Below are 25,001 nucleotides of genomic sequence, written 5' to 3'. Positions count from 1 at the left end.
GTCACGCCTCTGCCGCGCGGCCGCGTTGCGGGATGATGCCGCGCGGGCGGAACTGAATGAAGATGATGATGAACAGGATCATGAAGGTCTGCGCGGCCAGGGTGTTGGCGGGGTTCAGCGCCTCGATCACCTTGGACAGCCCGCCGATCAGCGTGGCGCCCGCCAGCGTGCCCCAGATGTTGCCCACGCCCCCCACGACCACGGTCATGAAGCTTTGCACGATGTATTGCTGGCCCAGTTCCGAGGTGACCTGCGCGAACAGCCCGATGGCCACGCCCGCGATGCCCGCGATGCCCGATCCCAGGCCAAAGGTCATCATGGCGATGCGATCGGGGTTGATGCCCATCGACGCCGCCATGCCGGGGTTCTGGGTCACGGCGCGGACCTCCAGCCCAAGCCGGGTGCGCTTCATGATGAACAGGAACAGGCCCAGGAACAGCAGGGCCAGCACGAAGATCGCCACCCGGATCGAGGAAATCGAGATCACGTCGTTGACGATGATGGATCCTTCCAGCCAGGCGGGGGCGGTCAGCGGGCGGGCCTGGGTGCCGAAGATGTTCTTGGCCAACTGTTGCAGCGCGATGGACACGCCAAAGGTCGCCAGCAGCGTCTCCAGCGGACGGTGCGCTAGGTGGCGGATGACCAGCCGATAGAGCAGCACCCCGGCGCCGAAGGTCACGACGAAGGCCAGCGGCAAGGCCACGACCAGCGACAGGGTGCGGTCGGCGATCAGGGTTTGCACGGCATAGCCGGTATAGGCACCCATCATGATGAATTCCCCATGCGCCATGTTGATGACGCGCATCACCCCGAAGGTCACCGCCAGCCCGATGGCCGCCAGGAAATAGATCGAGGCCAAGGACAGCGCGTCCAGCCCCAGGTCGATGCCGGTCATGGCCGCCAGCCGTACCTGCGCGCCGGTCTGCGCGGCGCGGGCGGCGTCGGTCACGGCGGCATTGGGTTCTGCGTAGGTTTCGAAAAACCGATTGGCGGCGATTGCCGCGTCAGCCTCGCCGTCCGTTGCGGCGGGGGGGACCGCGCCCGAGGCCTCGAGCGCCTCGTAGGCGCGGTCACGGGCGGCGGGGTCGGACAGGTCTGCCACCGGGACGCCGCCCACGCTTCCGTTCACGATGTTGGCGGCAAGCGCGTTGCGCTGGTCGGCGGGGGTCAGGCGGGGTTGCAGGATGCCTTGGCTGGTCAGCAGGGCAATGGCGGCCTCGCGCGGGAAATCGTCGTCACCAACGGTCAGTTCGCGGGCGATGTTGGCATCCGGTTCGGCGGGCGCGGCGATGCGCGTTGTCACCAGCAGCGGGTTCAGCGCCGCACGAAAGTCGAGACCCACCCCGCCCGCCAGGTCGTCGATGGCCGCGACGCGGACGGCGGGGTCGGGATCGAAGCGGATCGTCAAAAGGCTGGCCACGCGATCGCGCTGCAAGGCCAGGGCAGGATCGGCTTCGGGCGCGGCAGATCGCAGGGCTGCCAGATGCTCGGCCGTGCCGTCGCGGGCGATGGAGGCCAGGGCGGCAGCCCGGCGCACCGGGTCGGGGTTGGAAATCTCACTCGCGACCAGGACAGATTCGATCACGCCGCGCACGCCGGAATTGGGGCGCAGCATTTTCGGATCGGCGCCGGGAACGGGCTGGCCCGTCACCGCGTCGCTGGCCCTATCACCGGCCACGATCAGCAGCCGCCCGTCATCCGTGACGCCCAGCGACCGGTCGGCCCAGGCGGACAGCAGGGCCAGACCTTCGGGACCGGTGGCCGCGATCCGGCCCACCAGCGGTTCCACCGACCGGCGCGAGGGCTTCTCGATCTGGTCCAGGTTGTCGGCAATGACCGCTTCAAGCGCGGGGTTGGCCGCGGCGGGCGCCGCCAGAAGCAGCGTCAGGGCAAGAACGATCAGCGGGCGGATCATGGGCGCATTCCCGGAAAAGAAGGGGCGGAGAGAGCCGCCCCGACGGGTCAATAGTTGGACTGGACCTGCACGCAGGCGTTCGTTTCGGTGTTGAACATTCCGCAGTCCTTGCCCGGCCAGTCGGCGTCCAGCTTGGCCGATTCCGGCAGGAAGTCGGTCCAGGCGTCGCCCGGCACGGGCTCGGTCTGGCTGACGATGTCGAACTGGCCGTCCTCGCGGATTTCCCCGATCAGGACGGGCTTGGTCAGGTGGTGGTTCGGCAGGATCGTGGCGGTGCCGCCGGTCAGGTTCGGAACCTCAACCCCGATAATGGCGTCCAGAACCGGATCGACATCGGTGGTGCCGGCCTTTTCGACCGCCGCGACCCAGGCGTTGAAGCCGATCACCGTGGCCTCCATCGGGTCGTTGGTCACCCGTTCGTCGTCGCCGATAAAGGCCTTCCATTCCTCGATGAAGGCGGTGTTGCCGTCCGATTCGGCGGTCTGGAAATAGTTCCAGGCGGCCAGGTGCCCGACCAGGTTCGCGGTATCCAGGCCCGCCAGTTCCTCCTCGCCCACCGAAAACGCCATGACCGGGATGTCGTCGGCGCTGACACCTGCCGCCGCCAGTTCCTTGTAGAAGCCTACATTCGCGTCGCCGTTGATGGTGGACACCACGCCCACCTTCTTGCCATCCGCCCCAAGCGCCACGACATCGGCCACGATCTTGGACCAGTCGGAATGGCCGAAGGGAGTGTAGTTGACGAAGATGTCGCCTTCCGCCACGCCCTTGCCCTTCAGATAGGCGTCCAGGATGTTGTTCGTGGTGCGCGGATAGACGTAGTCGGTGCCCAGCAGCGCCCATTTCTCGACGCCCAGTTCCTCGGCCATGTAGTCCACCGCCGGGATCGCCTGCTGGTTCGGCGCGGCGCCGGTATAGATCACGTTCCTGGACGACTCCTCACCTTCGTACTGGACGGGATAGAACAGCAGGCCGTTCAGTTCCTCGATCACCGGCAGGACCGACTTGCGCGACACGCTGGTCCAGCAGCCGAAGATCGCATCCACCTCGGAAACGGTCAGCAACTCGCGCGCCTTTTCGGCAAACAGCGGCCAGTCGGATGCGGGGTCCACCACCACGGCTTCCAGCGGGCGGCCCAGAAGCCCGCCCTTGGCGTTCTGCTGTTCGACCATCATCAGGACCGTGTCCTTCAGCGTCGTTTCCGAAATCGCCATGGTGCCCGACAGCGAATGCAGCACGCCGATCCTGATCGGCTCGCCTTCCTGCGCCATGGCCCCGGTCGCCAGCCCCATCGCAGTGGTCAGCGCCAGCATCGTGGACAGTTTGTTCATCATCACCTTCCCCAGCCGTTCGGCCCGTGTCCCTGTTGTTTCCGTGAAGGCGCGGGGCCTTCGCAGGTGCAGCAAGCCGGGATTTGAAAGGTCTGAACAGGCTTGAGGCAGGATCCAGGCGCGTGGTGCGGCAACTGAACGGGCAACGGGCAGAGCAGGGGGCAACTGCCCGTGGCGCAGGCAGGCTCAGGCTGCGCAGGGTTGCAGGCCGCCTTGGTCGATCAGGAAATCGACGATATCCTGCACGCCTGCCCCGTGGCGCAACTGCGCCATGACCACCGGGCGGGCACCGCGCGCGGTTCGCGCGTCGGATTCCAGCAACAACGCGTCCACGCCCACATGGGGCGCAAGGTCGGTCTTGTTCACCACCAGCAGATCCGATCGCGCCAGTCCCGGCCCGCGCTTGCGGGGGATGTCCTGGCCTGCCGCCGTGTCGATGACATAGATGGTCAGGTCGGCCAGTTCCGGGGAAAAGGTCGCGGCCAGGTTGTCGCCTCCCGATTCGATCAGGATCAGGTCCAGGTCCGGGAAGGCCGCATTCAGGTCGGCGATGGCGGCCAGGTTGATGCTGGCGTCTTCCCGGATCGCCGTGTGGGGGCAGCCGCCCGTTTCCACGCCCCGGATGCGTTCGGCGGGCAGAACCTGGGCGCGCATCAGCGCCTCGGCATCCTCGCGCGTGTAGATGTCGTTGGTGATCACGGCCATGGACAGGCGCGGGGCAAGCGCGCGGGCCAGTTGCTCGGTCAGCGTGGTCTTGCCGGCGCCGACAGGGCCGCCGATGCCGACGCGGAGGGGACCGTTCTGGCTCATGATCTGAATATCCTGACTGTCATGGTTTCGTGCCGCATCGCGGCGATGTCTGCGCCCCAAGCCGTGCTGGCAAGGTCGTCTTCGGTGGCTTCGGCGGCGCGGCCGGCCGTGGCAAGGATCGCGGGCTGCAGCGCCGTCAGCATCCGCTGTCCCTCGACCGGGCCGAGGGGCATGAAGCGGACGGCGGTGCTGATCAGCGCTGCGGCTTGGGCTTGCAGAAAGGCCGCGATGATTTCCGGGTGCGGCAGGGGCATCGCGGCGCAGGTGCGGCCAAAGGCCACGGGAAGCGCGGCTGGGGGCTGCGGCTGGCCGGTCAGGGCCGTGATATTGGCGGCGAAGGCGGTGCCCTGTTCGACCGTCTCGGCCAGGCGTTGCGCGGTCAGGCAGGCGGCGCGGGCCAGATCGTCCAGGGACGCGTGATCCGTGGCGCGCAGCGACAGCGCGGCAAGAACGGCATCCGTCCAGCCTGCACCATGATCCATCCAGTCCGCCAGCCATTGCGAAAGGGTCGCACGGGAGACGGCCCCTTGATCCATCGCCCATTCCAGACCCTGCGACCAGGCAAAGCCGCCCACGGGAAAGGCGGGCGACAGGATCTGGGCCAGAAGCAGCCGCGCGGCCTCAGGCGTGGTGGTGGATATGGCCGTTGGAATGGCTGTGCCCGTTCGAATGGCTGTGCCCCTTGGCTGGATCGTGGTCATGTGCATGGGACGGGAGGCCCGAGGGATTGTGCCCGTGGTCGTGGCCGAAGGTCCGGCCATGGCCATAAGCGCCCCCTTCCGGGCGGAAGGGCAGTTCCTTGTGGCAAATCTCGGCCCCCAGCTTGCGCAGCATCGCCTCCAGCACATGGTCCTGGCGGATGATCAGGCGATCGGCCTCGATCCGGCAAGGGGTGTGGCGGTTGCCGATATGCCAGGAAAGGCGCGCCAGATGGCCGCGGATCACCATCACGGGTTCGGGTTTCGCGCGCACCACGATCTGGCGCCCATCGGACAGTTCAAAGGCGTCGCCGTCCTCCAGGCTGGTCACTTCGGGCAGGTCCACCAGGAAATCGCCCGCCGCGCAGGTCAGCTTCTTGCGCCGCAACAGGCGGCCTTCGTAATCCAGCGAAACCTCGCCATCGAACGGTGCGGGTGCGTTGCGGATAATGCTTGTGGCGGTGATCATGTCGGTGTCCTCCCTCAAAAGAGAAAATAGCGTTGGGCCATCGGCAGTTCCGTCGCAGGCTCGCAAGTTAACAATTCTCCATCGGCGCGCACTTCGTAGGTTTCGGGATCGACCTCGATCACCGGCATGGCGCTGTTCAAGGCCATGTCGGCCTTGCCGATGTCGCGGGTGTTTTCGACCGCGATCAGGGTCTTGTGCAGGCCTTCTCCTGCGCCGTCTTCCAATCCCGCCTTGCTGACGAACAGCGCCGAGGCGCGGCCCGTATGCCCCCACATCGGGCGGCTGAACACAGGCTGCACGGGGATGGAGCCGTTGGGGTCGCCCATCTGCGCCACGCTGATCTGCCCGCCGACCAGGACCATTTCCGGCTTGACCCCGAAGAAGGCGGGCGACCACAGCACCAGGTCGGCGCGCTTGCCGGGGGTGACGCTGCCGATATGGGCGGAAACGCCGTGCGCGATGGCCGGGTTGATCGTGTATTTCGCGATGTACCGCCGGGCGCGCAGGTTGTCGTTGTCGCCCTGTTCGCCGGGCAGCCGGCCCCGCTGGCGGCGCATCTTGTCGGCGGTCTGCCAGGTGCGGATGATCACCTCTCCGATCCGGCCCATGGCCTGGCTGTCGGACGAAATGACGCTGAACGCGCCCAGGTCGTGCAGGATGTCCTCGGCCGCGATGGTTTCGCGCCGGATGCGGGATTCGGCGAAGGCCACGTCCTCGGGGATGCGGCGGTCCAGGTGATGGCAGACCATCAGCATGTCCAGATGCTCCTCGACCGTGTTGGCGGTATAGGGGCGCGTCGGGTTGGTGGACGAGGGCAGGACATTGCCCATGCCCACCATGCGGATAATGTCGGGGGCGTGGCCGCCGCCTGCGCCCTCGGTGTGATAGGCGTGGATCGTGCGGCCCGCGATGGCCGCCATGGTATCCTCGACAAAGCCGGATTCGTTCAGCGTGTCGGTGTGGATCATCACCTGCACGTCCATGGCATCCGCCACCCTTAGGCAGCAATCGATGGCGGCAGGGGTGGTGCCCCAGTCCTCGTGCAGCTTCAGCGCGCAGGCCCCGGCGCGGACCTGTTCCTCAAGGGCCGCGGGAAGGCTGGCATTGCCCTTGCCGGCGATGCCGATGTTGACGGGCAGGTCGGCGCAGGCCTCCATCATCCGGGCGATGTGCCAGGGGCCGGGCGTGCAGGTTGTGGCCAGCGTCCCATGTGCGGGCCCGGTGCCGCCGCCCAGCAGGGTGGTGACGCCGGAATGCAGCGCATGGTCCACCTGCTGCGGGCAGATGTAGTGGATGTGGCAGTCAAAGCCGCCGGGCGTCAGTATCCGCCCCTCGCCCGCGATGATTTCGGTGCCGGGACCGATGATGAGGGTGACACCGGGCTGCGTGTCGGGGTTGCCCGCCTTGCCGATGCCCGCGATACGGCCGTCGCGCAGGCCCACGTCGGCCTTGGTGATGCCTTGATGATCGAAGACCACGACGCCGGTGATGATCGTGTCCATCGCCCCGCCTTGGCGCGTGACCTGGGATTGGCCCATGCCGTCGCGGACGACCTTGCCGCCGCCGAACTTAACCTCCTCGCCGGGGGTGGTCAGGTCGCGCTCGACCTCGATCAGCAGGTCGGTGTCGGCCAGGCGGATGCGGTCGCCGGTGGTAGGGCCGTAAAGGGCCGCATAATCGGCGCGCGACAGGCGGGTCATAGCGCCCCCATGATGTCTTTGCGGAAACCCTGGACCATGCGGTCGCCCGCATAGGGGATCAGGCGGACCTCGCGCGACTGGCCGGGTTCGAAGCGGACTGCGGTGCCTGCGGGAATGGACAGGCGCATTCCCCGCGCTGCGGCCCGGTCGAAATGCAGCGCCGGGTTGGTTTCCGCGAAATGATAATGGCTGCCCACCTGGATCGGGCGGTCGCCGGTGTTTGCCACCATCACCGTGACGGAATCGCGGCCCTTGTTCAGGATGATCTCGCCCGGGGCGGTCAGGATTTCGCCGGGGGTCACTCAGCCCACCATCGCAAGCGCCAGGCCCGCCACAGCCGTGCCGCCGCCAAGCCCGCGCAGCAGGACGCTGCGGCCCAGCAGCTTGCCCAGGCCGATGCCCGCCAGATGCAGCGCCATGGTCGCGATGGCAAAGCCCATGGCATATGCGGCCAGCCCCGCCGCAGGCCCTTCGGCGCCATGCGCCCAGCCATGGGCAAGGCCGAACAACGCCACCCCCGGCAGCAGCACCGCCAGCGGCAGGCGCACGGCCATTGCCACCAAAGCCCCCAGGACGGCGACCGAGGCAAGGATCATCGGCTCGACCCCCGGAAAGGGCAGGCCATCGAAACCCGCCAGACCGCCCGCGATCATGCTGCCCACGAAGGCCAAGGGCAGCGCCCACAGCGCGCGACCGCCGACCTGGGCTGCCAGCAGGCCAAGCGCCAGCATCGCCAGCAGATGATCGGGCCCGCCAACGGGATGGGTCAGGCCGCTGGCGAACTGGCCCGCGTCATGGTGACCGGGATGGGCCAGGGCGGCCTGGGGCAGCAGCAGGGCGGCGGCAAGGATGGGCTTTTTCATTCAGGCCTCTTGGCGGATCGGGTGATGGACGGTGACAAGCTTGGTGCCGTCGGGAAAGGTGGCCTCGACCTGCACGGAGTCGATCATGGCGGGGACGCCGGTCATGCACTGGTCGGCTGTGATCACATGAGCACCCGCCGCCATCAGGTCGGCCACCGTTCGGCCGTCGCGCGCGCCCTCGACCACGAAATCGGTGATCAGGGCGATCGCCTCGGGGTGGTTCAGCTTGACGCCGCGCGCCAACCGGCCACGCGCCACCATCGCGGCGACGGACACCAGCAGTTTTTCTCGTTCGCGGGGGGAAAGGTTCATCGTCAAACCTGCCAGATGCGGGGAAGGGGATCGGGGCGAAGCGTGGTCAGCAACCGGTTGACCTGCCGCCGCAGGGGCCAGTCGTCCCGCGCCAGCAGGCGGATCACCAGCCGGCCCGGCGGGGCGCTGGCGGCGCCCGTGACGCCCGGTTCGTCAAGACCGGCGCGGGCGGGTGCCAGCAGGTCGGGCGCATGGGGCGCGATCATCGTCAGGGTCGCCACCGCGCGGGCGTCGTCCAGCAGGGCCGGACCCCCCAGCCGGGGCAGCGCCGCGTCATCCAGGGCCATCGCGTCGTGATGGACGATCCGTCCTGCCCGGCGCACCACGCGGCGGTCGCGCAGATGCAGGCGGCGGGGACATTCGCCCATGGCAAGGCGCCCCAGCACGATCATCTCCAGCAGCAGGCAGCCTGCGCCGGGGGCCAGATCGACCGTCGTGTCACGCTCCAGCCGGGCCTCGTCGAACAGGATCGTTTCCTGCGGCAGCCAGTCGAGCCAGCCGTTGTCCCCCACGGTCAGCCGGACCTCGGCCCGCGCTGCGGGGCCTGTGGCGCGATAGGCGCGTTCGGCGGTCTGGGTGGTTGCCAGGGCGCGGGTGGCAGGCCGAAGCGTTACCGCGAATGACAGCCGGTCCCCCGAGGCCAGACCGCCCGATGTGTTCAGGAACACGATCTGCGGCAGGCCCGCCGTGATGCGGGGCAGCATCGCCTTGGCCGATCCCCCTTGCGCCAGATCGGCCAGCCCGCGCGGCCCCAGAACAACATGGGCTGCGCCACGGCTGCGCTGAAGAACGGGCATGGGATCGGTTGCGTCGAACATGAACCGAAGGGGTGGCCCACCGCCGGAAAGGTCAATCGCGGCCCATGCGGCAAATGCCCGTCAGGCACGCATCAAGGGGCGATCTGCCCAAGGCGCGGGCTTGTCGCCCACGGAAAAGGCAACTCTGGGATCAGCCTGCCGTCGCACGCAGCAGTCTTTGCCGCGCGGGCGGTATCGTTCCGATCTCGATCCCGGTGAAGACGTGCATGGTCCGCAGCACGGGATCGACGACCGCATGGTCGCTGACCCAGCCGCCCATCGCCAGATAGCTGCGCAGCAGGGGCGGCATTGCGGCCAGGGCGCGTTTCGCATCAAGGGGGCCGGGACGCAGGGCGCGGGCCAGGCGAAAGACATGGGGCGCCTTGATGCGCGGCCACCAGCGGCGCGGCGCAAGATGGCGTTGCTGAAGCATGGCAAAGGCGTCCGCATGGACCGCAGGCTCGATCCCGCCAAAGCTGGAACATCCGAACAGCATCTGCATGCCCCCATCGTCCACGATGCGCGTCAGCGCCGCCCAGGCCAGGCGGATGATGTCAGGATCGCCCGCCGAAGGGTGGACGCAGAACCGCCCCACCTCGACCATCGGGGCATCAAAGGATTCAAGCGCCGCCAGGTCATAGAATTGCGCGGAATAGCTGCGCTCGATATCCCGCCCGCCCGGCAGCATCAGAAAGCGAAAGCAGCAGACAAGCCGGCCCGCCGCATCGGTGATCAGCACATGGCGGCAATCGGCGTCCAGGGGGTCCGCGTCCAGGGGCGCGGCATCACCGGCAAGGCCGTCCCGCGCCACGAAGCACAGCCAGCGCAACCGTTGCGCGGCGCGCAGATCCTCGGCCGAGGCGGCGAGCCGTGCCAGATAGCGGCCCTTGCGAAGTGGTTCCATGCGGCTTCCCCCCAAGCTGCGGTGCCTTGTTATGACACCGTGCCGTGACCGGATTGCGACGGCATCAGTCGCCCTGCCGGTCGCCCAGCACGTCCTCGACATAGATGCGCTTGACCAGGATGATCGTGACCAACAGCAAGGGCGTCGCCAGAACGATGCCCGCGAAACCGAACAGCCCGCCAAAGGCCAGGATCGCCAGGACCGTCAGCGCGGGCGGCAGGTCGGCGGCATAACGCTGGATCAGCGGCATCAAAAGGTTCCCCTCGACCTGCTGGACGACGACGAACAGCAGCGCCACATAGACCGCTAGGTCGAACCCCTGGGTCAGCGCGAACAGCACCGCCGGGATCCCCGACAGGAACGGGCCTACGACCGGGATGATGTTGGTCAGCCCCGCGATCAGCCCCAGCACCAGGGCCAGCGGCACCCCCAGCAGCCACAGGCCCAGCCCCGTGACCAGAGCCACCAGCACCATGTCAAGCGCCTGCCCGCCCATCCAGCGGCCAAGCGACCGGGCCAGTTCGTCCGCGATCTGCCCCGCCCGCGCGCGATAGGAGGGGGGCACCAGCCGCAGGGCGCCGCCGCGATACATGGGCGCATCCAGCGCCAGGAAGATCGCAACCGTCACCAGCAGGACCAGGTTCGCCACCCCGCCAAGGACCGTGGTCAGCGTTCCCGTGACATAGCCGAAGAGCGAGGGCAGGCTGCCCCCCGGCGTCGTCTCGCCCGCCGCCTCGGCGCTCTCCAACCGCCGTTCCAGGAATTGGCCCAGGGAACTGTCGGAAAGCCAGGCGTTCACCTGGTCCAACGCAGCGGGCAGGCTGCCGATCAACTGGCCGAACTGGTCCGAAATTGACGGCCCCGCCCCCGCCACGATCCCCGCGATCACCAGCGTCGCCGCAAGGGCGCACAGCAGCACGCCCGGCTTGAGGCCGATCCCCGCGCGACGGTGCAGGACCGCCGCCCCCGCTCGCAACGCAATGGCGATCAGGATCGCCCCGAATCCCATCAGCAGGACATTCGACCATTGCCACATCGCCGCCAGCAGCAGGACCAAAGCCATGACCATGGCGATGGGACCGGGGCGCAGCCGGGGCCGGGGGTCGGACAAGAGGGGACGGTTGGTCATGCAAACAAGGCCTTTTGCCGGGATCTTGCGCCCATCATGCCCTTGGCTTGCCCGCAGATGCCATCCCTGATAACCGGGCGCGGATCGAATAACCGGGCGGGAATGCCCCGCCTGTCACATCACAAGGGACGCCCCATGGCCATCGAACGCACGCTTTCCATCATCAAGCCCGACGCCACCCGCCGCAACCTGACCGGCAAGATCAACGCCAAGTTCGAGGATGCGGGCCTGCGCATCGTCGCGCAAAAGCGCATCAAGCTGTCGCCGGAACAGGCGGGCAAGTTCTACGAAGTCCACAAGGACCGCCCCTTCTATGGCGAGCTGGTCGAGTTCATGGCCTCCGAGCCGGTTGTCGTGCAGGTGCTGGAGGGCGAGGGCGCCATTGCCAAGAACCGCGAAGTGATGGGCGCGACCAACCCCGCCCAGGCCGACGCAGGCACCATCCGCAAGGAGTTCGCCCTCTCCGTGGGCGAGAACTCGGTCCACGGCTCTGACGCGCCCGAAACGGCCAAGGAGGAGATCGCGTTCTTCTTCTCGGGGCTTGAACTGGTCGGGTGATTGGCTGAACGGCCAAGATGGAAAGGGAAAAGGGGCCAGTGGCCCCTTTTTCGTTGATCCGTTCGGTGCAAGAGCTGGTGGTCCACGTGGCCAGCTTTTTGCTGATGTGCTGCATATTGCCAAAAGTTAAAAAAAGCGCCCGAAGGCGCTTTCCTTGTTGTGCGAGTCTGCCCGATCAGGCGGCGCGCTTGCGGCGGCGCAGGGCGCCAATTGCCAGAAGCCCGGAACCCAGAAGGGGCAGGCCGGCAGGAAGCGGAACGGGCGCGGGTTGCGGTTCAGGGTTGAGGTCGGCTTTGATGCTGCCCTCAGGATTGCTTGTCGACTGAGCACGGAACGCAAATTGCGAAAACGGATTGCTGCTCAGGTCGCCTGCGAACGCCACGTCAAACACAACCGTTTTGACATAGTTGTTCTTACCCCCGCCATTTCCACCGATGCGGATGATATAGTCAAAGTCGGATGCGCTTCCCGAGCCATTGAAGTTGCAGCCATTGCCACATGTCGATTGGCTTGCGGTATTGTCCCCGAACAACTTCAAGACCGGCTTGATGGACTCGTCGTCTGACCCTGTTGCGCTGACGAGGGTCAGGTCGCCATTCGAAAGCATCGAACCTGCGAAATTGAAGCCCAGACCCAGGAAATCAGCCGTACCCAGCAAAGTGGAAAGGCTGAAGCGGAATTTTCCGGGCGAAGCAGCGTCGTCAACGGTCAATTGCACCTGCGGCGTCGGATCCGAGTTTGTGTAGGACACCGTCGCCGCCTGTCCGATTGCCGGGGACGGCAAGCGAAAATGCCGCAACGGCAATAGCATACTTCACCTTTTGCATTCGTTTTTACCTTTTACCAAATAAGTCCAGCCAACCCGGCTAATTGCAACCAACGGAGACGAGTACTCCGTGGTGATGTTGCACTATATCTTCGTTGATGTGTTTTCCCAGAACAATCAATGCAACCTTAGATAGATAAGTCGAAGATTTCACATCTGAGAACAGAAACGGCCAAGGAATATCCGCCCTGCAGATCAGTGATCTATATCAACATATTATTAGGGCTATAAAAAACTTTTGTGTCCTGGAACACGACTCTGATGGCCCTGTCCAAAAAGACAAGCTGCCTGCACGTCGCGTGCCTGGGATTGCGAAGGATTTGAATCGCACTGAGATGCAATTGGCACAGAAGATCGCACTTCTCGGCCCCCCTTTCACCTCATCCCCATCCGCGCTATCCCTCCTGAACCCATATCAAGCAGGAGGCCCCCATGCGCGCATTCGTCTTTCCAGGCCAGGGGGCGCAGGCTATCGGCATGGGGCGCGAACTGGCCGAGGTCTATCCCGCCGCGCGCGAGGTGTTTGAGCAGGTGGACGAGGCGCTTGGGGAAAAGCTGTCGGACCTGATCTGGAACGGCGACATTGAAACCCTCACGCTGACGCAGAACGCGCAGCCGGCGCTGATGGCGGCATCGATGGCGGCGTTCCGGGCGATGGAGTCCGAGGGCCTGACCATCCAGGACGCGAATTTCGTGGCGGGGCATTCGCTGGGCGAATACTCGGCCTTGTGCGCCGCAGGGGCGCTGACGCTGGAGGATACGGCGCGGCTGCTGCGCCTGCGCGGCCAAGCCATGCAAGAGGCCGTGCCAGTGGGCCAGGGGGCGATGGCGGCGATCCTGGGTCTCGATTTCGCGACGGTGGATCATATCGTCAGGGATATCGGGGGCGAGGGCGTCGTGCAGGCCGCCAATGACAACGATCCGGGGCAGGTCGTGATATCCGGCCACAAGGACGCGGTGGAACGCGCGGCGGCGGCGATGAAGCTGGCGGGCGCCAAGCGGGCGCTGATGCTGCCTGTCTCGGCGCCGTTTCATTCGGTGCTGATGCAGCCTGCCGCGGCGGTGATGGCCAATGCGCTGGCGGGCGTTGACATCCATCCCCCCGCAGTTCCCCTGGTCGCCAATGTCCGCGCCGAGGCCGTGACGGAACCCGGCGCGATCCGGCGATTGCTGGTGGAACAGGTCACGGGCACCGTTCGCTGGCGCGAATCCATCGCCAACATGGCCGAGGCCGGCGTGACCGAATTCTGGGAAATCGGCGCGGGCAAGGCGCTGTCGGGGATGATCAAGCGCATCGCCAAGGATGCAACCGTGCGCAACATAGGCGTGCCTGCGGATATCGCGGCGTTGAAGGGCTGAGGCCGGCTTTGGATATTTGGATAAAGAAGAAGGATCAGCCATGTTCGATCTGACAGGCAGGACCGCCCTGGTGACGGGCGCATCGGGCGGCATCGGCGGTGCCATCGCGCGCGCACTGCATGGGGCGGGCGCGACCGTGGCCCTTTCCGGCACGCGCGAGGGGCCGTTGCAGGAACTGGCAGCCTCCCTGGGCGATCGCGCCCATGTCGTGCCTGGGGACCTGTCTAAGCCCGAGGCCGCAGCGGCGCTGGTCAAGGATGCCGCGGCTGCCATGGGTTCCATGGATATCCTGGTCAACAACGCGGGCATTACGCGCGACAACCTGTTCATGCGCATGTCGGACGACGAGTGGAGCCAGGTCATGGACGTGAACCTGACAAGCGTCTTTCGCCTGTCGCGCGCGGCCCTGCGGGGGATGATGAAGGCCCGCTGGGGGCGGATCGTCACCATCACCTCGGTCGTGGGGTCCACGGGCAATCCGGGGCAGGGCAACTATGCCGCCGCCAAGGCTGGCCTGGTGGGGATGTCGAAGTCCCTGGCCTATGAGGTCGCAAGCCGGGGCATCACGGTGAACTGCGTGGCGCCCGGTTTCATCGTCACGCCCATGACCGACAGCCTGACCGACGACCAGAAGGGCAAGATCCTGTCCCAGATCCCGGCGGGCCGCATGGGCGCCCCCGAGGAGATCGCGGCGGCGGTGCTGTATCTGGCCAGTCCCGAGGCGGCATATGTCACCGGCGCCACGCTTCATGTGAACGGCGGCATGGCGATGGTCTGACGCAACCCTTTCAAGCGAAAGCGGTTGCAAGAGGGTTCACGGGTGCTATATCCCCGCCTTTAGCAGCAGGGGAAACCGCCCTGGGCAGAACCGGGCCGTATGTGCCCGTGCAAAACTGGGCGGATGCCCGCGAGAATGAGGATGTGACATGAGCGATATCGCTGATCGCGTGAAGAAGATCGTGGTCGAGCATCTGGGCGTCGAGGAAGACAAGGTGGTCGAATCCGCCTCGTTCATCGACGACCTGGGGGCCGACAGCCTCGACACTGTCGAGCTGGTAATGGCGTTCGAGGAAGAATTCGGGATCGAGATCCCGGACGACGCCGCCGAAACCATCCAGACCGTTGGCGACGCGGTGACCTTCATCAAGGGCGCGGTCTGATCCGCATCCTCGCCACGAACGGCATTCCGAAGCGGCGTCCCTGAGAAGGGACGCCGTTTTTCATGGCAGCCATGCAACCGGAACCGTGTATGGCAGACGGCCGTTGACTGGGCAAACCAGACAAGGAGCCGATCATGGCCGTTGCATTGAAGGGGCTGTCCGACAACGCCCGCAAGACCTCGATTTCCGAACTGAACGGGCGGCTGGCCGATTCCGTTGCCCTGGCGCTTGCGGTCAAGCAGGCGCATTGGAACGTGAAGGGCCGCAACTTCATCGCCATTCACGAACTGTTCGATGCCGTCCATACCAACCTGCGCGACCAGATCGACATCATGGCCGAACGCGTACAGCAACTGGACGGCGTGGCCGTGGGCACCGCCGAACGGGTGGCGGGTTCGACCACGCTGGCAGAATATCCGACAGACCTGACACGGGCCGAAGATCACATCCGCGCCCTGTCCGACCGCTTCCGCGACCATGGCGAACGGCTGCGCGCCGCCATCGATGCGACGGACGAGGCGGGCGATGCGAATACCGCCGACATCTTCACCGCAGCCTCGCGCGGCGTGGACAAGGATCTGTGGTTCATGGAAAGCCATCTGGAAGGATGACCGGCCAGGCTGCCCCCTTCAGCGGCCCAGTTTTGCGTGCACCTCGTCCAGATCGATCTCGCCCCCCGGCATCTTGTTGTCGGGGTTGTCGAAGTCATACCGGAAAAATTGGAAATCGTCCTTGTAGATTTCCCAGATCAGGTGGCGCGACAGGTCGTCGAAATAATCGCTGACCTTGTGGGCGCGTTTCGGCCCGTGCCCCTCGGATTCATTGAACCGAGGCACGGCCGCCAGATCGACCGCCACGGGGGTAGGGGCCGCATCCAGCACCTGCACCATGCCGGTGTTGAAGGTTTCGGTAAAGAAAATCCGGTCATAGCGGCCGCCATTGGCGATGAACGTGCCGACATGGCCCGACATGGCCGACCAGTGGATGTCCGGCTCCATCGGGCGGCGCCAACGGATGGTGTCGCGCGCGAACAACAGGAACCGGCGAAAGCTGGCGATCTGGTCGAAATCGAAATCGTTTTCCGGGCTGCCCACGTCGATGCCGTATTGCTGCGCCAGTTGCGGCACCAGATTGCCGCGATAGCGTTTGCCGTTGCGCTGGATGCCCGCGATCTTGTCGAAGAACGACGACAGGATCCGCGCATAAGGGTTGCGCACGCAGGTGAAGGTCATGGCGTCATGGCGCGCGACCGCGCTTTCGATCAAGGGCTTGCTGTGGTCCTGGGACCATTTGTGCAAGCCTTCGGTGGAATCATGGATGTCGCCGTCGAAAAACCGGCTGTGATCGGAATAGAACATGATCTGCCCGATGGTCGAGCAGGCGCATTTCGGCACCACGCGATAGATCATGCTTTCGCTTTCGGTCATCCAGACTCCGGGAAAGCCCATTGCCATTCTCCTTATTGGGGTGCCCGGCTTGCTCAGGGGCGTCAAACGCGGCTAGACACAGAAACCAAACCCGGGCGAAAGATTCAACGCCTTCAATGGAATTGCGAACCGACGTGAAAGCCTGCGCCCGATGGCCCGTATCGCCTTCATTCTGCTGACCCACAAGGATCCGCAAGGCGTGGTTGATCAGGCGCGCCGCTTGACGGCCGCGGGCGATTATGTGGCGATCCATTACGACCGGGGGGCGCCTGCCGACGGGTATCGTCTTATCCGCCAGGAACTGTCGGACCATCCGGGCGTGACCTTTGCGCCGGTCCGCATCCGTTGCGGCTGGGGCGAATGGTCGCTGGTGGCCGCCACCCTTGCCGCCCTGCAACAGGCCGAGCGCGCCTTCCCCGAGGCCACGCATTTCTATATGCTGTCGGGCGACTGCATGCCCATTAAATCGGCGGAATATGCGCGCGACTTCCTGGATCGCGACGATTGCGACTATATCGAATCCTTCGATTTCTTCGACAGCGACTGGATCAAGACCGGGATCAAGGCGGAACGGCTGATCTATCGCCACTGGTTCAACGAACGCCGCAGCAAGCGGCTGTTCTATGCCAGCATGGCGGTGCAGAAAGCGTTGCGGCTGGACCGCCCGCTGCCTCGCGGCATCCAGGTCATGATCGGGTCGCAATGGTGGTGCCTGCGCAGGCAGACGGTGGAAGCGGTGCTGGGCCTGGTCGCGGAACGGCCCGAGCTTCTGCGTTTCTTCCGCACCACCTGGATCCCGGACGAGACGTTCTTCCAGACCCTGGTCGCCCATCTGGTGCCCAAGGGCGAAATCCGCCGCCGTTCGCCCACCTGCCTGATGTTCACCGACTATGGGATGCCGGTGACCTTCTACAACGACCACTACGACCTGCTGATCCGGCAGGATTACCTGTTTGCCCGCAAAATCAGCGCCGATGCGCTGGACCTGCGCGCCCGGCTGGGGGTGCTGTGGCAGGCCCAGGGCGTGGGCTTCGCCATCTCGAACGAGGCGCCGCGGTTGTTCCGGTTCCTGACCGGGCGGGGCCGGGTGGGGCGCCGTTTCGCCCCGAGGTTCTGGGAAGATCAGGGCGCGGGGCGCAACCAGACGATCTGCCTGATCGTCGCCAAGAAATGGCACAGCGCCAAGCGGCTGACAACGGCGATCCGGGCGCTGACCGACATTCCGGCGGTTGATTACATCTTCAACGAACGCGAGGCTGGCCTGCCGGATCTGGGCGGCATCGCATCCACCGTGGCCAAGCGCGAGCGTCATCGCCGCGCTCTGGTCCGGCTGCTGCTGGATGATTTTGCATCGAACCGGCTGGTGTTGTGCCTGGATCCCTCGGCCCTGACCCTGATCGCCGATTTCGCGGGCGACAAGGCGGAAACGCGGATCCTGTTCATCGACAGCGATTTCGACGAGGAATATCTGCGCGGCCATATGCGCCGCACGGGCCTTGCGGGACCCGCGACGCCCGACCCGTTGATCCGCGAGCTGCTGCCCGTCGTGGCCAGCGATCTTGCCCACGAGGCCGAGCGTTTGCGCGACATGGCGGTTTCGCGCCTGGCCATCCTTTCCCCCTCGGCGACGATGGACGCCAATGCCCATGCCATCGCGCAGTTTCTGGATGTTCCGCCAAACCTCGCGCATGATCTGGCGCAGACGCCGCATCTGTTCACCGACTGACCACAGGAACACCCATGGCCATTGCTTACGACGACACCAATATCTTTGCCCGAATCTTGCGCGGGGAAATCCCCTGCGACAAGGTGGCCGAAACCGATCATGCCCTGGCATTCCGCGACATCCGGCCCCAGGCCCCCGTTCATGTGCTGGTGATCCCCAAGGGCAGCTATGTCAGCTTCGACGATTTCGCGGCCAATGCCTCGGACGCGGAAATCGTGGACTTCACGCGCCTTTGCGCCCGGGTCTGCGCGTCCGAGGGGGTGGATCTTGCACAAGGGAACGGGGGTTTCCGGGCCATTGCCAATACCGGCCCCCATGGCGTGCAAGAGGTTCCGCATTACCACCTGCACATCATGGGCGGGCGGGTGATGGGACCGATGCTGTCGCGCCAGGGCTAGGCCCGCGTCATTTCCACGAACACATCCTCCAGATCGGGCTGCTCGGTCGCGACATCCAGGATCGGGATGCCCGCGCCGCGCAGCGCGTCCAGAAGCTGGTCGGCGCGCACCCGCGACGGGGGATAGCTGATCGCAAGCCGCCCGTCGGCGCGCCATTCCGGATGCGCGCCATCCGGCAATGGGGGCAGGGCGATCCGCCCGCCCGTGTCCAGCACCAGCGTCTTGCCGTCGGCGCGCGACAGCAGGCTGCGCGTGTCCTGCCGCACCACCAGTTCGCCGTGGTTGATGATGGCGATCTCGTCGCACATCTGTTCGGCTTCCTCCAGGTAATGGGTGGTCAGGATGATGGTCATGCCCTGCCGGTTCAGCGCCCGCACGTTCTGCCACAGCATTTCGCGCAGGGTGATGTCCACGCCGGCCGTCGGTTCGTCCAGGACCAGGATCTGCGGGCGATGCACCAGGGCCTTGGCCAGCAGCAGGCGCCGCCGCATCCCGCCCGACAGGTTTCGGGCATAGGCATTGGCCTGGTCCACCAGCCCCACGAGTTCCAGCAGTTCATCCGTCCAGCGTTCGCGTTTCGGGACGCCGTAAAGGCCCGCCTGCACTTCCAGGCTGGCGCGAGGGGTAAAGAACGGATCCATGTTCAGTTCCTGCGGCATCACCCCGATGGCCGCGCGCGACTGGCGCGGGTTCACGTCCTGGTCAAAGCCCCAGATCGTGACGCGGCCCGCCGTCTTGTTCACCAGCCCGGCCAGGATATTGATCATCGTCGATTTGCCCGCCCCGTTCGGTCCCAGCAGCCCGAAGATGCTGCCCGCCGGGATGGTCAGGTCGATCCCCTTCAACGCCTCCTTGGCGGGGGCCGATCCTTGCGCGGCATAGGTCTTGCGCAGGCCGGTGATCTCGATGGCGTTTGGCATGGGTCTTGTCCCCCGGACAGCTTGCGAAGGCAGGCGGCGCTGCGGTATCAGGGGATAAGACCAGATGCCGCCCGCCGCCACAAGAAGGCCAGCCATGACGCAATACATTCCCCCGGAAAACTCGTTGTCCACCGAACAGACGGATTTGTCCGAACTGAGGCTGCCCCCGCCCGCGACCCAGACCGTCACCACCTGGAAGGTCGCCTGCGACGGGGACGATGCCGGGGGCATGGGGCATCCGCGTGTCTGGCTGGCGATTTCGCCTGAAACGGGCTTTGTCGATTGCGGCTATTGCGACAAGCGTTTCGTGATCGACCGGGACCACGCGCACGACGACCACTAGGGCTTGGCGGGGCGGGGGGCCTTTGTCCCCCGGCAGCGGTCCGAACAATACCGGACCTGGTCCCAGTCAAGCGCCCATTTCTTGCGCCAGGCAAAGGGGCGCCCGCAGCAGGCGCAGATCTTGCTGGGCAAGTCGCCCTTGCGGACCATCCTGGGCATTGCCACCTTCTGCATTCTGCCGGGCTGGGGCGCGTCTGGAAACAGGCGCGCGATCGTGCCAGAACCGGACCCTGGAACAAAAGGAACATGCACATGGTCGAAGGCTTCGGCAAGGGTTGCCACCTGCACCTGATCGACGGATCGGCCTTCATCTTCCGGGCCTATCACGCCCTGCCGCCGCTGACGCGCAAGTCCGACGGGCTGCCGGTGGGCGCGGTCGCGGGTTTTTGCAACATGCTGTGGAAATACGTCACCGACGAACGGGGCAGCGATGCGCCCACCCATGCGGCGGTGATCTTCGACCATTCGTCCAAGACCTTCCGCAATGACATCTACAACGCCTACAAGGCCAATCGTCCCGAGCCGCCCGAGGATCTGCGGCCCCAGTTCCCCCTGACCCGCGATGCCACCCGCGCCTTCAACATCGCCTGCATCGAAACCCAGGGGTACGAGGCCGACGACATCATCGCGGCCCTGTCCTGCAAGGCGCGCGACGCGGGCGGCGCGGTCACCATCATCAGCAGCGACAAGGATCTGATGCAGCTTGTGGGCGACGGCGTGCAGATGCTGGATCCGATCAAGAACAAGCCCATCGACCGAGACGAGGTGTTCGAGAAATTCGGCGTCTGGCCCGACCGGGTGGTGGACGTGCAGGCATTGGCCGGGGATCCGACCGACAACGTGCCGGGCGCCCCAGGCATCGGCATCAAGACCGCCGCCCAGTTGATCACCGAATTCGGCGATCTGGAAACCCTGCTGGCGCGGGCTGATGAGATCAAGCAGCCCAAGCGCCGCCAGACCCTGATCGACCACGCCGAACAGATCCGCATCTCGAAACGGCTGGTGGAGCTGGACTGCAATACGCCCCTGGATTTCACGCTGGAAAGCCTGGAAGTGCGCGCCCCGGATTCGGCCCAACTGCTGACCTTCCTGTCGGAAATGGAGTTTCGGACCCTGACCGTCCGCGTGGCCGAAAAGCTGGGGACCGAGGCGCCGGCGGTCGTGTCCGCCCCCTTGCGCGACGCGCCCGCCGTTCCCGACCTGCCGCCCATCGACCGCGCGGCCTATGAAACCGTGACCGACCGTGCTGCCCTTGACCTTTGGGTCCAGGCGATCCGGGAAACCGGTTATGTGTCGATCGACACCGAAACCACCGGCCTTGACGAGATGCAGGCCGATCTGGCGGGCATCTGCCTGGCTGTGGCGCCCGGCAAGGCCTGCTATATCCCCGTGGGCCATGTCGCGGGCGGCGACGACCTGTTCGGCCAGTCCGCCCCCGTGGCGGGCCAGTTGCCGATGGCCGACGTGCTGGCCGCGCTGAAGCCGCTGCTGGAGGATCCGGCGATCCTGAAGATTGGCCAGAACCTGAAATACGACTGGAAGATGCTGGCCCGCCATGGCATCCGCATGGCGCCGCTGGCCGATACGATGCTGATGTCATACGCCCTGAACGCGGGCACCCACAATCACGGCATGGACGAGTTGGCCGAGCGTTACCTGGGCCACAAGTGCGTCCCGATCAAGGAGTTGATCGGCACCGGCAAGTCGCAGATCAATTTCGCCCAGGTGCCCATCGACAAGGCCGCCCCCTATGCGGCGGAAGACGCCGATGTCACCTTGCGCCTGTATCAGCATTTCGCGCCCCTGCTGCCCGTCGAACGGGTGACGACCACCTATGAACTGACCGAACGCCCGATCATCCCCGTCCTGGCCGAGATGGAGATGGCCGGCATCCGCATCGACGCCGAGGTGCTGCGCCGCATGTCCGGCGCCTTCGCGCAGAAGATGGCGGCATTGGAGGACGAGATCTACGCCCTCGCGGGCCAGAAATTCACCATCGGCAGTCCCAAGCAACTGGGCGAGATCCTGTTCGACAAGATGGGCATGACCGGCGGCAAGACCGGCAAGACCGGCGCCTTTTCCACAAGCGCCGACGTGCTGGAGGATCTGGCCGCCGAGGGCCACGACCTGCCGTCGCGCATCCTTGACTGGCGCCAGATTTCCAAGCTGAAATCGACCTATACCGACGCGCTGCCGACCTTCGTGAACCCCGACACGGGGCGCGTCCACACCAGCTATTCCATCGCCGGGGCGCAGACCGGGCGGCTGGCATCCACCGACCCGAACCTGCAGAACATCCCCGTGCGGACCGAGGAAGGCCGCCGCATCCGCGAAGCCTTCATCGCAGCCGAGGGGCACCGGCTCGTCAGCCTCGACTACAGCCAGATCGAACTGAGGATCCTGGCCCATGTGGCCGACATCCCCGCGCTGAAGCAGGCCTTCCGCGACGGCATCGACATCCATGCCATGACCGCCAGCCAGATGTTCGGCGTGCCGGTGGAAGGCATGGACCCGATGATCCGCCGCCGCGCCAAGGCGATCAACTTTGGCGTGATCTATGGGATTTCCTCATTCGGCCTGTCGCGCAACCTGCGCATCCCCCGGGCCGAGGCGCAGGAGTTCATCGACACCTATTTCCAGCGTTTCCCGGAAATCCGCGCCTATATGGACCGCACGCTGGCCGATGCGAAATCCGATGGATCGGTCCGCACCCTGTTCGGCCGGCGCATCAACACGCCCGGCATCAACCAGTCCGGCCCCGCCGCCGGCGGCGCACGGCGCGCGGCGATCAATGCGCCGATCCAGGGTGCTGCCGCCGACATCATCCGCCGCGCGATGATCCGAATGCCCGCGGCCATTGCGCATCTGCCCGCGCGGATGCTGCTGCAGGTCCATGACGAACTGGTCTTCGAAGTGCGCGATGACGCCGTTGACGACCTGATCGTCGCTGCGCGCGCGGTGATGGAGGGCGCCGCCGATCCCGCCGTGAAGCTGTCCGTGCCGCTGGTCGTCGATGCGGGCCAGGGCGCGAACTGGGCCGAGGCCCATTGATGGGCCACGGCCACAGCCATTCGCACGGTCATGGCCACCACGGCGACGCGGCGATCGGCTGGGCGGTCATCGTCAACCTGGCGCTGACGGCGGCGCAGATCGCGGGCGGCTATGCGGCGGATTCCACCGCGCTGATCGCGGACGGAATCCACAACCTGTCCGACGCCCTGGCGCTTGTGCTGGCCTTCGGCGCGCGCCGCCTGTCGCGCAGGGCGGCCACGCCCGACTGGTCCTTTGGCTGGGGCCGGGCGGAAATCGTCGCGGCCTTCGTCAATTACCTGGCGCTGATCGCCATATCCGTCTGGCTGGCGGTCGAGGCGCTTGGCCGCTTGTCCGACCCCCCTCAGGTCGCGGGCGGTCTGGTCATGGGGCTTGCCGCCTTTGCCGTGGTCGTCGATCTGGCCACCGCCGCGTTTGTCTGGCGGGCGGCCAAGGACAGCGCCAATATCCGCGCGGCCTTCCTGCACAACCTGGCCGATGCGGGCGTGTCGGTCGCGGTGATCCTGGGCGGGGCGCTGATCTGGGCCTTTGGCTGGAATCTGGCGGACCCGATCCTGACCTTGGTGATTTCCATCGTGATCCTGTGGCATATCGGGATCGAGATCGGCCCGGTCTTCCGCACCCTGATGCTGGCCGCGCCGCCCGGCAGCGATCCGGGCGCCGTCCTGTCAGCCCTGCGCGCGCTGCCGGGCGTCAGCGATGCCCATCACCTGCACCTGTGGCAGATTGACGAGACACGCGCGGCGGCATCGGTCCACCTGGTGGTGGGCCAAGGCGATCATTTCGCGATCACCCGCGCGGCCAAGGAATTGATGGCCCATGAACACGGCATAGCCCATGCCACCATCGAGATCGAGCCGCCCGAAGGTTGCGCGGATCACAAGGCGCACGATCACTCGTAGGGTGCGTGCTTGCACGCACCGCGCGGGATTCACACGGCGGACGAATGGCTGGTCGGCGCGGCCATATAGCTGTCCATCATGTTGGCCACCATGCGCGCCAGCGGACGGCCTTCCGGCGTGATCCGCAGGCCCCAGGGACCGACCTCGACCATGTTGCCGAACTGGGCGATCACGGGGTCGAAGACCTGTTGCAGGCGGGCGGGCGTCAGGCCGTAATCGCGCACCATTTCCTCGGCATCGACGCGGAAATCGCACATCAACTGCTCGATCATCCGGCCGCGCCAGTGATCCTCGGGGGTGAAGGCATGACCCTTGGTATAGGGCAGGCGCCCTTCGCGCACATGGCCGGTATAGGCGCCGGTCGCGGGGGCGTTCTGCGCATAGCCCTGCGGGAAGCGGGAAATCGACGACGCCCCCATCCCCAGCAGCACCTCGGCCCGGTCGTCGGTATAGCCCTGGAAATTGCGCCGCAACTGGCCCGCCCTTTGCGCCAGGGCCAGCCCGTCGCCGGGACGGGCGAAGTGGTCGATCCCGATCTCGGCATAGCCATCGGCCACGAACAGGTCGCGGGCGGTGTTGAACAGGGTCAGCCGGTCCTCGTTGCCGGGCAGGGCATCCTCGGGGATCATCACCTGGCGCTTGGACATCCACGGCACATGGGCATAGCCGTAAAGCGCCACCCGGTCGGGCGACAGGGCCAGCAGCTTTTGCACGGTTTCCGAAATTCGGTTCCGGTCCTGATGGGGCAGGCCATAAAGGATGTCGGCATTCAGGCTGGCGATATCGTGGCTGCGGATCAGATCGACCGCCTGGCCGGTCAGCTCGAAGGACTGCATCCGCCCGATGGCTTCTTGGATCTTCGGATCGAAGTCCTGCACCCCGATGGACGCGCGGTTCATCCCCGATGCCGCAAGCGCGGCCATGCGCGGCGCGTCGATTTCCGACGGGTCGATCTCGACCGAAAACTCGCCCCCCTCGGCCATCGGCACCACGTCGAAGATCGCATCCGCCACGCGACGCATCTGGTCGGGCGGCAGCAGCGTGGGCGTGCCCCCGCCCCAGTGCAGCCGCGACAGCCGCACCCCGCGCGGCAGGTGCCGGCGTAGCAGCGCCAGTTCCGCCAGGACCGTGTCCACATAGGCAATGACCGGGTCCAGCGTCTGGGTGCCCTGCGTCCGGCAGGCGCAGAACCAGCACAGCCTGCGGCAGAACGGCACGTGCAGATACAGCGAGATCGCCGCGCCCTCGGGGATGGAATCAAGCCAGCCCGTGACCATATTGGCGTTCACGCCGGTTTTGAATTGTGTCGCGGGGGGATAGCTCGTGTAGCGCGGAACGCGCGAATCGAACAGGCCCAACCGCTTTAGTTGCGAAACATTGCTCATGCGGTTAGGATTAGATGGA

Annotated in this window: 27 protein-coding genes; 10 read left to right on the top strand and 17 right to left on the bottom strand. The window is 65.8% G+C overall.

All coding sequences use genetic code 11. The annotated features are described in order from the left end of the window. Position 1 precedes the first annotated feature (1 nt). The 12 genes from urtB to LZ585_RS14030 form a co-directional block, all read right to left on the bottom strand. A complete protein-coding gene (urtB, locus tag LZ585_RS14085) occupies positions 2–1,915 on the bottom strand; it encodes an urea ABC transporter permease subunit UrtB (protein WP_234854154.1) in 1,914 nt (637 codons plus the stop codon). Between the two features lie 47 nt (positions 1,916–1,962). Further along, positions 1,963–3,249, bottom strand: coding sequence for an urea ABC transporter substrate-binding protein (gene urtA / locus LZ585_RS14080; protein WP_390625076.1), 1,287 nt, complete (start codon positions 3,247–3,249; stop codon positions 1,963–1,965). Positions 3,250–3,432: 183 nt separating this feature from the next. After that, positions 3,433–4,056: an urease accessory protein UreG gene (gene ureG, locus LZ585_RS14075; RefSeq protein ID WP_234854153.1), complete on the bottom strand. Its 624-nt coding sequence runs from the start codon at positions 4,054–4,056 to the stop codon at positions 3,433–3,435. Further along, positions 4,053–4,757 (bottom strand): urease accessory protein UreF, encoded by a 705-nt coding sequence (locus tag LZ585_RS14070; RefSeq protein WP_234854152.1) that lies wholly within the window; start codon positions 4,755–4,757, stop codon positions 4,053–4,055. Before LZ585_RS14070 ends, ureG begins: the two co-directional genes overlap by 4 nt. Then, positions 4,678–5,223 (bottom strand): urease accessory protein UreE, encoded by a 546-nt coding sequence (locus LZ585_RS14065; protein WP_234854151.1) that lies wholly within the window; start codon positions 5,221–5,223, stop codon positions 4,678–4,680. Before LZ585_RS14065 ends, LZ585_RS14070 begins: the two co-directional genes overlap by 80 nt. Positions 5,224–5,237: 14 nt before the next feature. Continuing rightward, positions 5,238–6,923: an urease subunit alpha gene (gene ureC, locus LZ585_RS14060; RefSeq protein ID WP_234854150.1), complete on the bottom strand. Its 1,686-nt coding sequence runs from the start codon at positions 6,921–6,923 to the stop codon at positions 5,238–5,240. After that, positions 6,920–7,225, bottom strand: coding sequence for an urease subunit beta (locus LZ585_RS14055; RefSeq protein WP_234854149.1), 306 nt, complete (start codon positions 7,223–7,225; stop codon positions 6,920–6,922). Before LZ585_RS14055 ends, ureC begins: the two co-directional genes overlap by 4 nt. After that, entirely contained in the window at positions 7,226–7,786 is a 561-nt protein-coding gene (locus LZ585_RS14050; RefSeq protein ID WP_234854148.1) for a HupE/UreJ family protein, read from the bottom strand. Further along, positions 7,787–8,098: an urease subunit gamma gene (locus LZ585_RS14045; protein ID WP_234854147.1), complete on the bottom strand. Its 312-nt coding sequence runs from the start codon at positions 8,096–8,098 to the stop codon at positions 7,787–7,789. Between the two features lie 2 nt (positions 8,099–8,100). After that, positions 8,101–8,916, bottom strand: a complete 816-nt coding sequence (locus LZ585_RS14040; RefSeq protein ID WP_390625075.1) for an urease accessory protein UreD — start codon at positions 8,914–8,916, stop codon at positions 8,101–8,103. Positions 8,917–9,046: 130 nt separating this feature from the next. Continuing rightward, a complete protein-coding gene (locus LZ585_RS14035; RefSeq protein WP_234854146.1) occupies positions 9,047–9,799 on the bottom strand; it encodes a GNAT family N-acetyltransferase in 753 nt (250 codons plus the stop codon). Between the two features lie 64 nt (positions 9,800–9,863). Next, positions 9,864–10,928 (bottom strand): AI-2E family transporter, encoded by a 1,065-nt coding sequence (locus LZ585_RS14030; protein ID WP_234854145.1) that lies wholly within the window; start codon positions 10,926–10,928, stop codon positions 9,864–9,866. Positions 10,929–11,063: 135 nt separating this feature from the next. Between LZ585_RS14030 and ndk the strand changes: the two genes are divergently transcribed. After that, positions 11,064–11,486: a nucleoside-diphosphate kinase gene (gene ndk / locus LZ585_RS14025; protein WP_234854144.1), complete on the top strand. Its 423-nt coding sequence runs from the start codon at positions 11,064–11,066 to the stop codon at positions 11,484–11,486. Positions 11,487–11,661: 175 nt separating this feature from the next. Here the strand turns inward: ndk and LZ585_RS14020 are convergent, their stop codons facing one another. Further along, on the bottom strand, positions 11,662–12,297 hold the full coding sequence (locus LZ585_RS14020) for a VPLPA-CTERM sorting domain-containing protein (protein ID WP_234854143.1): 636 nt from the start codon (positions 12,295–12,297) through the stop codon (positions 11,662–11,664). 447 nt (positions 12,298–12,744) lie between these two features. On the opposite strand from LZ585_RS14020, the gene fabD reads away from it, so the two are divergent. The 4 genes from fabD (at position 12,745) to dps (ending at position 15,442) form a co-directional block, all read left to right on the top strand. Further along, the gene (gene fabD, locus LZ585_RS14015) at positions 12,745–13,671 is read left to right on the top strand and encodes an ACP S-malonyltransferase (RefSeq protein WP_234854142.1); all 927 of its coding nucleotides are present in this window, start codon (positions 12,745–12,747) and stop codon (positions 13,669–13,671) included. 40 nt (positions 13,672–13,711) lie between these two features. Next, positions 13,712–14,449 carry a 3-oxoacyl-ACP reductase FabG gene (fabG, locus tag LZ585_RS14010; protein ID WP_234854141.1) on the top strand — a complete coding sequence of 246 codons (738 nt, stop codon included), beginning with the start codon at positions 13,712–13,714 and terminating at the stop codon, positions 14,447–14,449. A 148-nt stretch (positions 14,450–14,597) separates the two neighbouring features. Then, positions 14,598–14,831 carry an acyl carrier protein gene (locus LZ585_RS14005; RefSeq protein WP_089387089.1) on the top strand — a complete coding sequence of 78 codons (234 nt, stop codon included), beginning with the start codon at positions 14,598–14,600 and terminating at the stop codon, positions 14,829–14,831. Between the two features lie 134 nt (positions 14,832–14,965). After that, complete coding sequence (dps, locus tag LZ585_RS14000) at positions 14,966–15,442, top strand: DNA starvation/stationary phase protection protein Dps (protein ID WP_234854140.1); 477 nt, start codon at positions 14,966–14,968, stop codon at positions 15,440–15,442. A gap of 18 nt (positions 15,443–15,460) precedes the next feature. On the opposite strand, the gene LZ585_RS13995 is transcribed toward dps, so the two are convergent. Next, positions 15,461–16,279 carry a sulfotransferase family protein gene (locus LZ585_RS13995; RefSeq protein ID WP_234854139.1) on the bottom strand — a complete coding sequence of 273 codons (819 nt, stop codon included), beginning with the start codon at positions 16,277–16,279 and terminating at the stop codon, positions 15,461–15,463. A 130-nt stretch (positions 16,280–16,409) separates the two neighbouring features. Between LZ585_RS13995 and LZ585_RS13990 the strand changes: the two genes are divergently transcribed. Continuing rightward, complete coding sequence (locus LZ585_RS13990; RefSeq protein WP_234854138.1) at positions 16,410–17,984, top strand: DUF5928 domain-containing protein; 1,575 nt, start codon at positions 16,410–16,412, stop codon at positions 17,982–17,984. Positions 17,985–17,998: 14 nt separating this feature from the next. Then, entirely contained in the window at positions 17,999–18,382 is a 384-nt protein-coding gene (locus LZ585_RS13985; protein ID WP_234854137.1) for a histidine triad nucleotide-binding protein, read from the top strand. Here LZ585_RS13985 and LZ585_RS13980 read toward each other — a convergent pair. Further along, positions 18,379–19,302, bottom strand: a complete 924-nt coding sequence (locus LZ585_RS13980) for an ABC transporter ATP-binding protein (RefSeq protein ID WP_234854136.1) — start codon at positions 19,300–19,302, stop codon at positions 18,379–18,381. The genes LZ585_RS13985 and LZ585_RS13980 overlap by 4 nt on opposite strands. Before the next feature lie 154 nt (positions 19,303–19,456). Here LZ585_RS13980 and LZ585_RS13975 point away from each other — a divergent pair, with 154 nt between their 5' ends. Then, a complete protein-coding gene (locus LZ585_RS13975) occupies positions 19,457–19,645 on the top strand; it encodes a zinc-finger domain-containing protein (protein WP_234855847.1) in 189 nt (62 codons plus the stop codon). Here LZ585_RS13975 and LZ585_RS13970 read toward each other — a convergent pair. Next, entirely contained in the window at positions 19,642–19,803 is a 162-nt protein-coding gene (locus LZ585_RS13970; RefSeq protein ID WP_234854135.1) for a DUF2256 domain-containing protein, read from the bottom strand. The two genes, LZ585_RS13975 and LZ585_RS13970, sit on opposite strands and share 4 nt — an antisense overlap. Before the next feature lie 93 nt (positions 19,804–19,896). On the opposite strand from LZ585_RS13970, the gene polA reads away from it, so the two are divergent. After that, positions 19,897–22,695, top strand: a complete 2,799-nt coding sequence (polA, locus tag LZ585_RS13965) for a DNA polymerase I (protein WP_234854134.1) — start codon at positions 19,897–19,899, stop codon at positions 22,693–22,695. Beyond that, complete coding sequence (locus LZ585_RS13960) at positions 22,695–23,597, top strand: cation diffusion facilitator family transporter (RefSeq protein WP_234854133.1); 903 nt, start codon at positions 22,695–22,697, stop codon at positions 23,595–23,597. The genes polA and LZ585_RS13960 overlap by 1 nt, the downstream gene beginning before the upstream one ends. A 29-nt stretch (positions 23,598–23,626) precedes the next feature. Here LZ585_RS13960 and hemN read toward each other — a convergent pair whose 3' ends face one another. Beyond that, complete coding sequence (gene hemN / locus LZ585_RS13955; protein ID WP_234854132.1) at positions 23,627–24,982, bottom strand: oxygen-independent coproporphyrinogen III oxidase; 1,356 nt, start codon at positions 24,980–24,982, stop codon at positions 23,627–23,629. Between the last annotated feature and the right edge of the window lie 19 nt (positions 24,983–25,001).

The organism is Paracoccus everestensis (assembly GCF_021491915.1).
In the GTDB taxonomy this organism is placed as follows: Bacteria; Pseudomonadota; Alphaproteobacteria; order Rhodobacterales; family Rhodobacteraceae; genus Paracoccus; species Paracoccus everestensis.
Note: the sequence above shows the minus strand (reverse complement) of the source record. Positions and strands in the feature narration are given on the sequence as shown.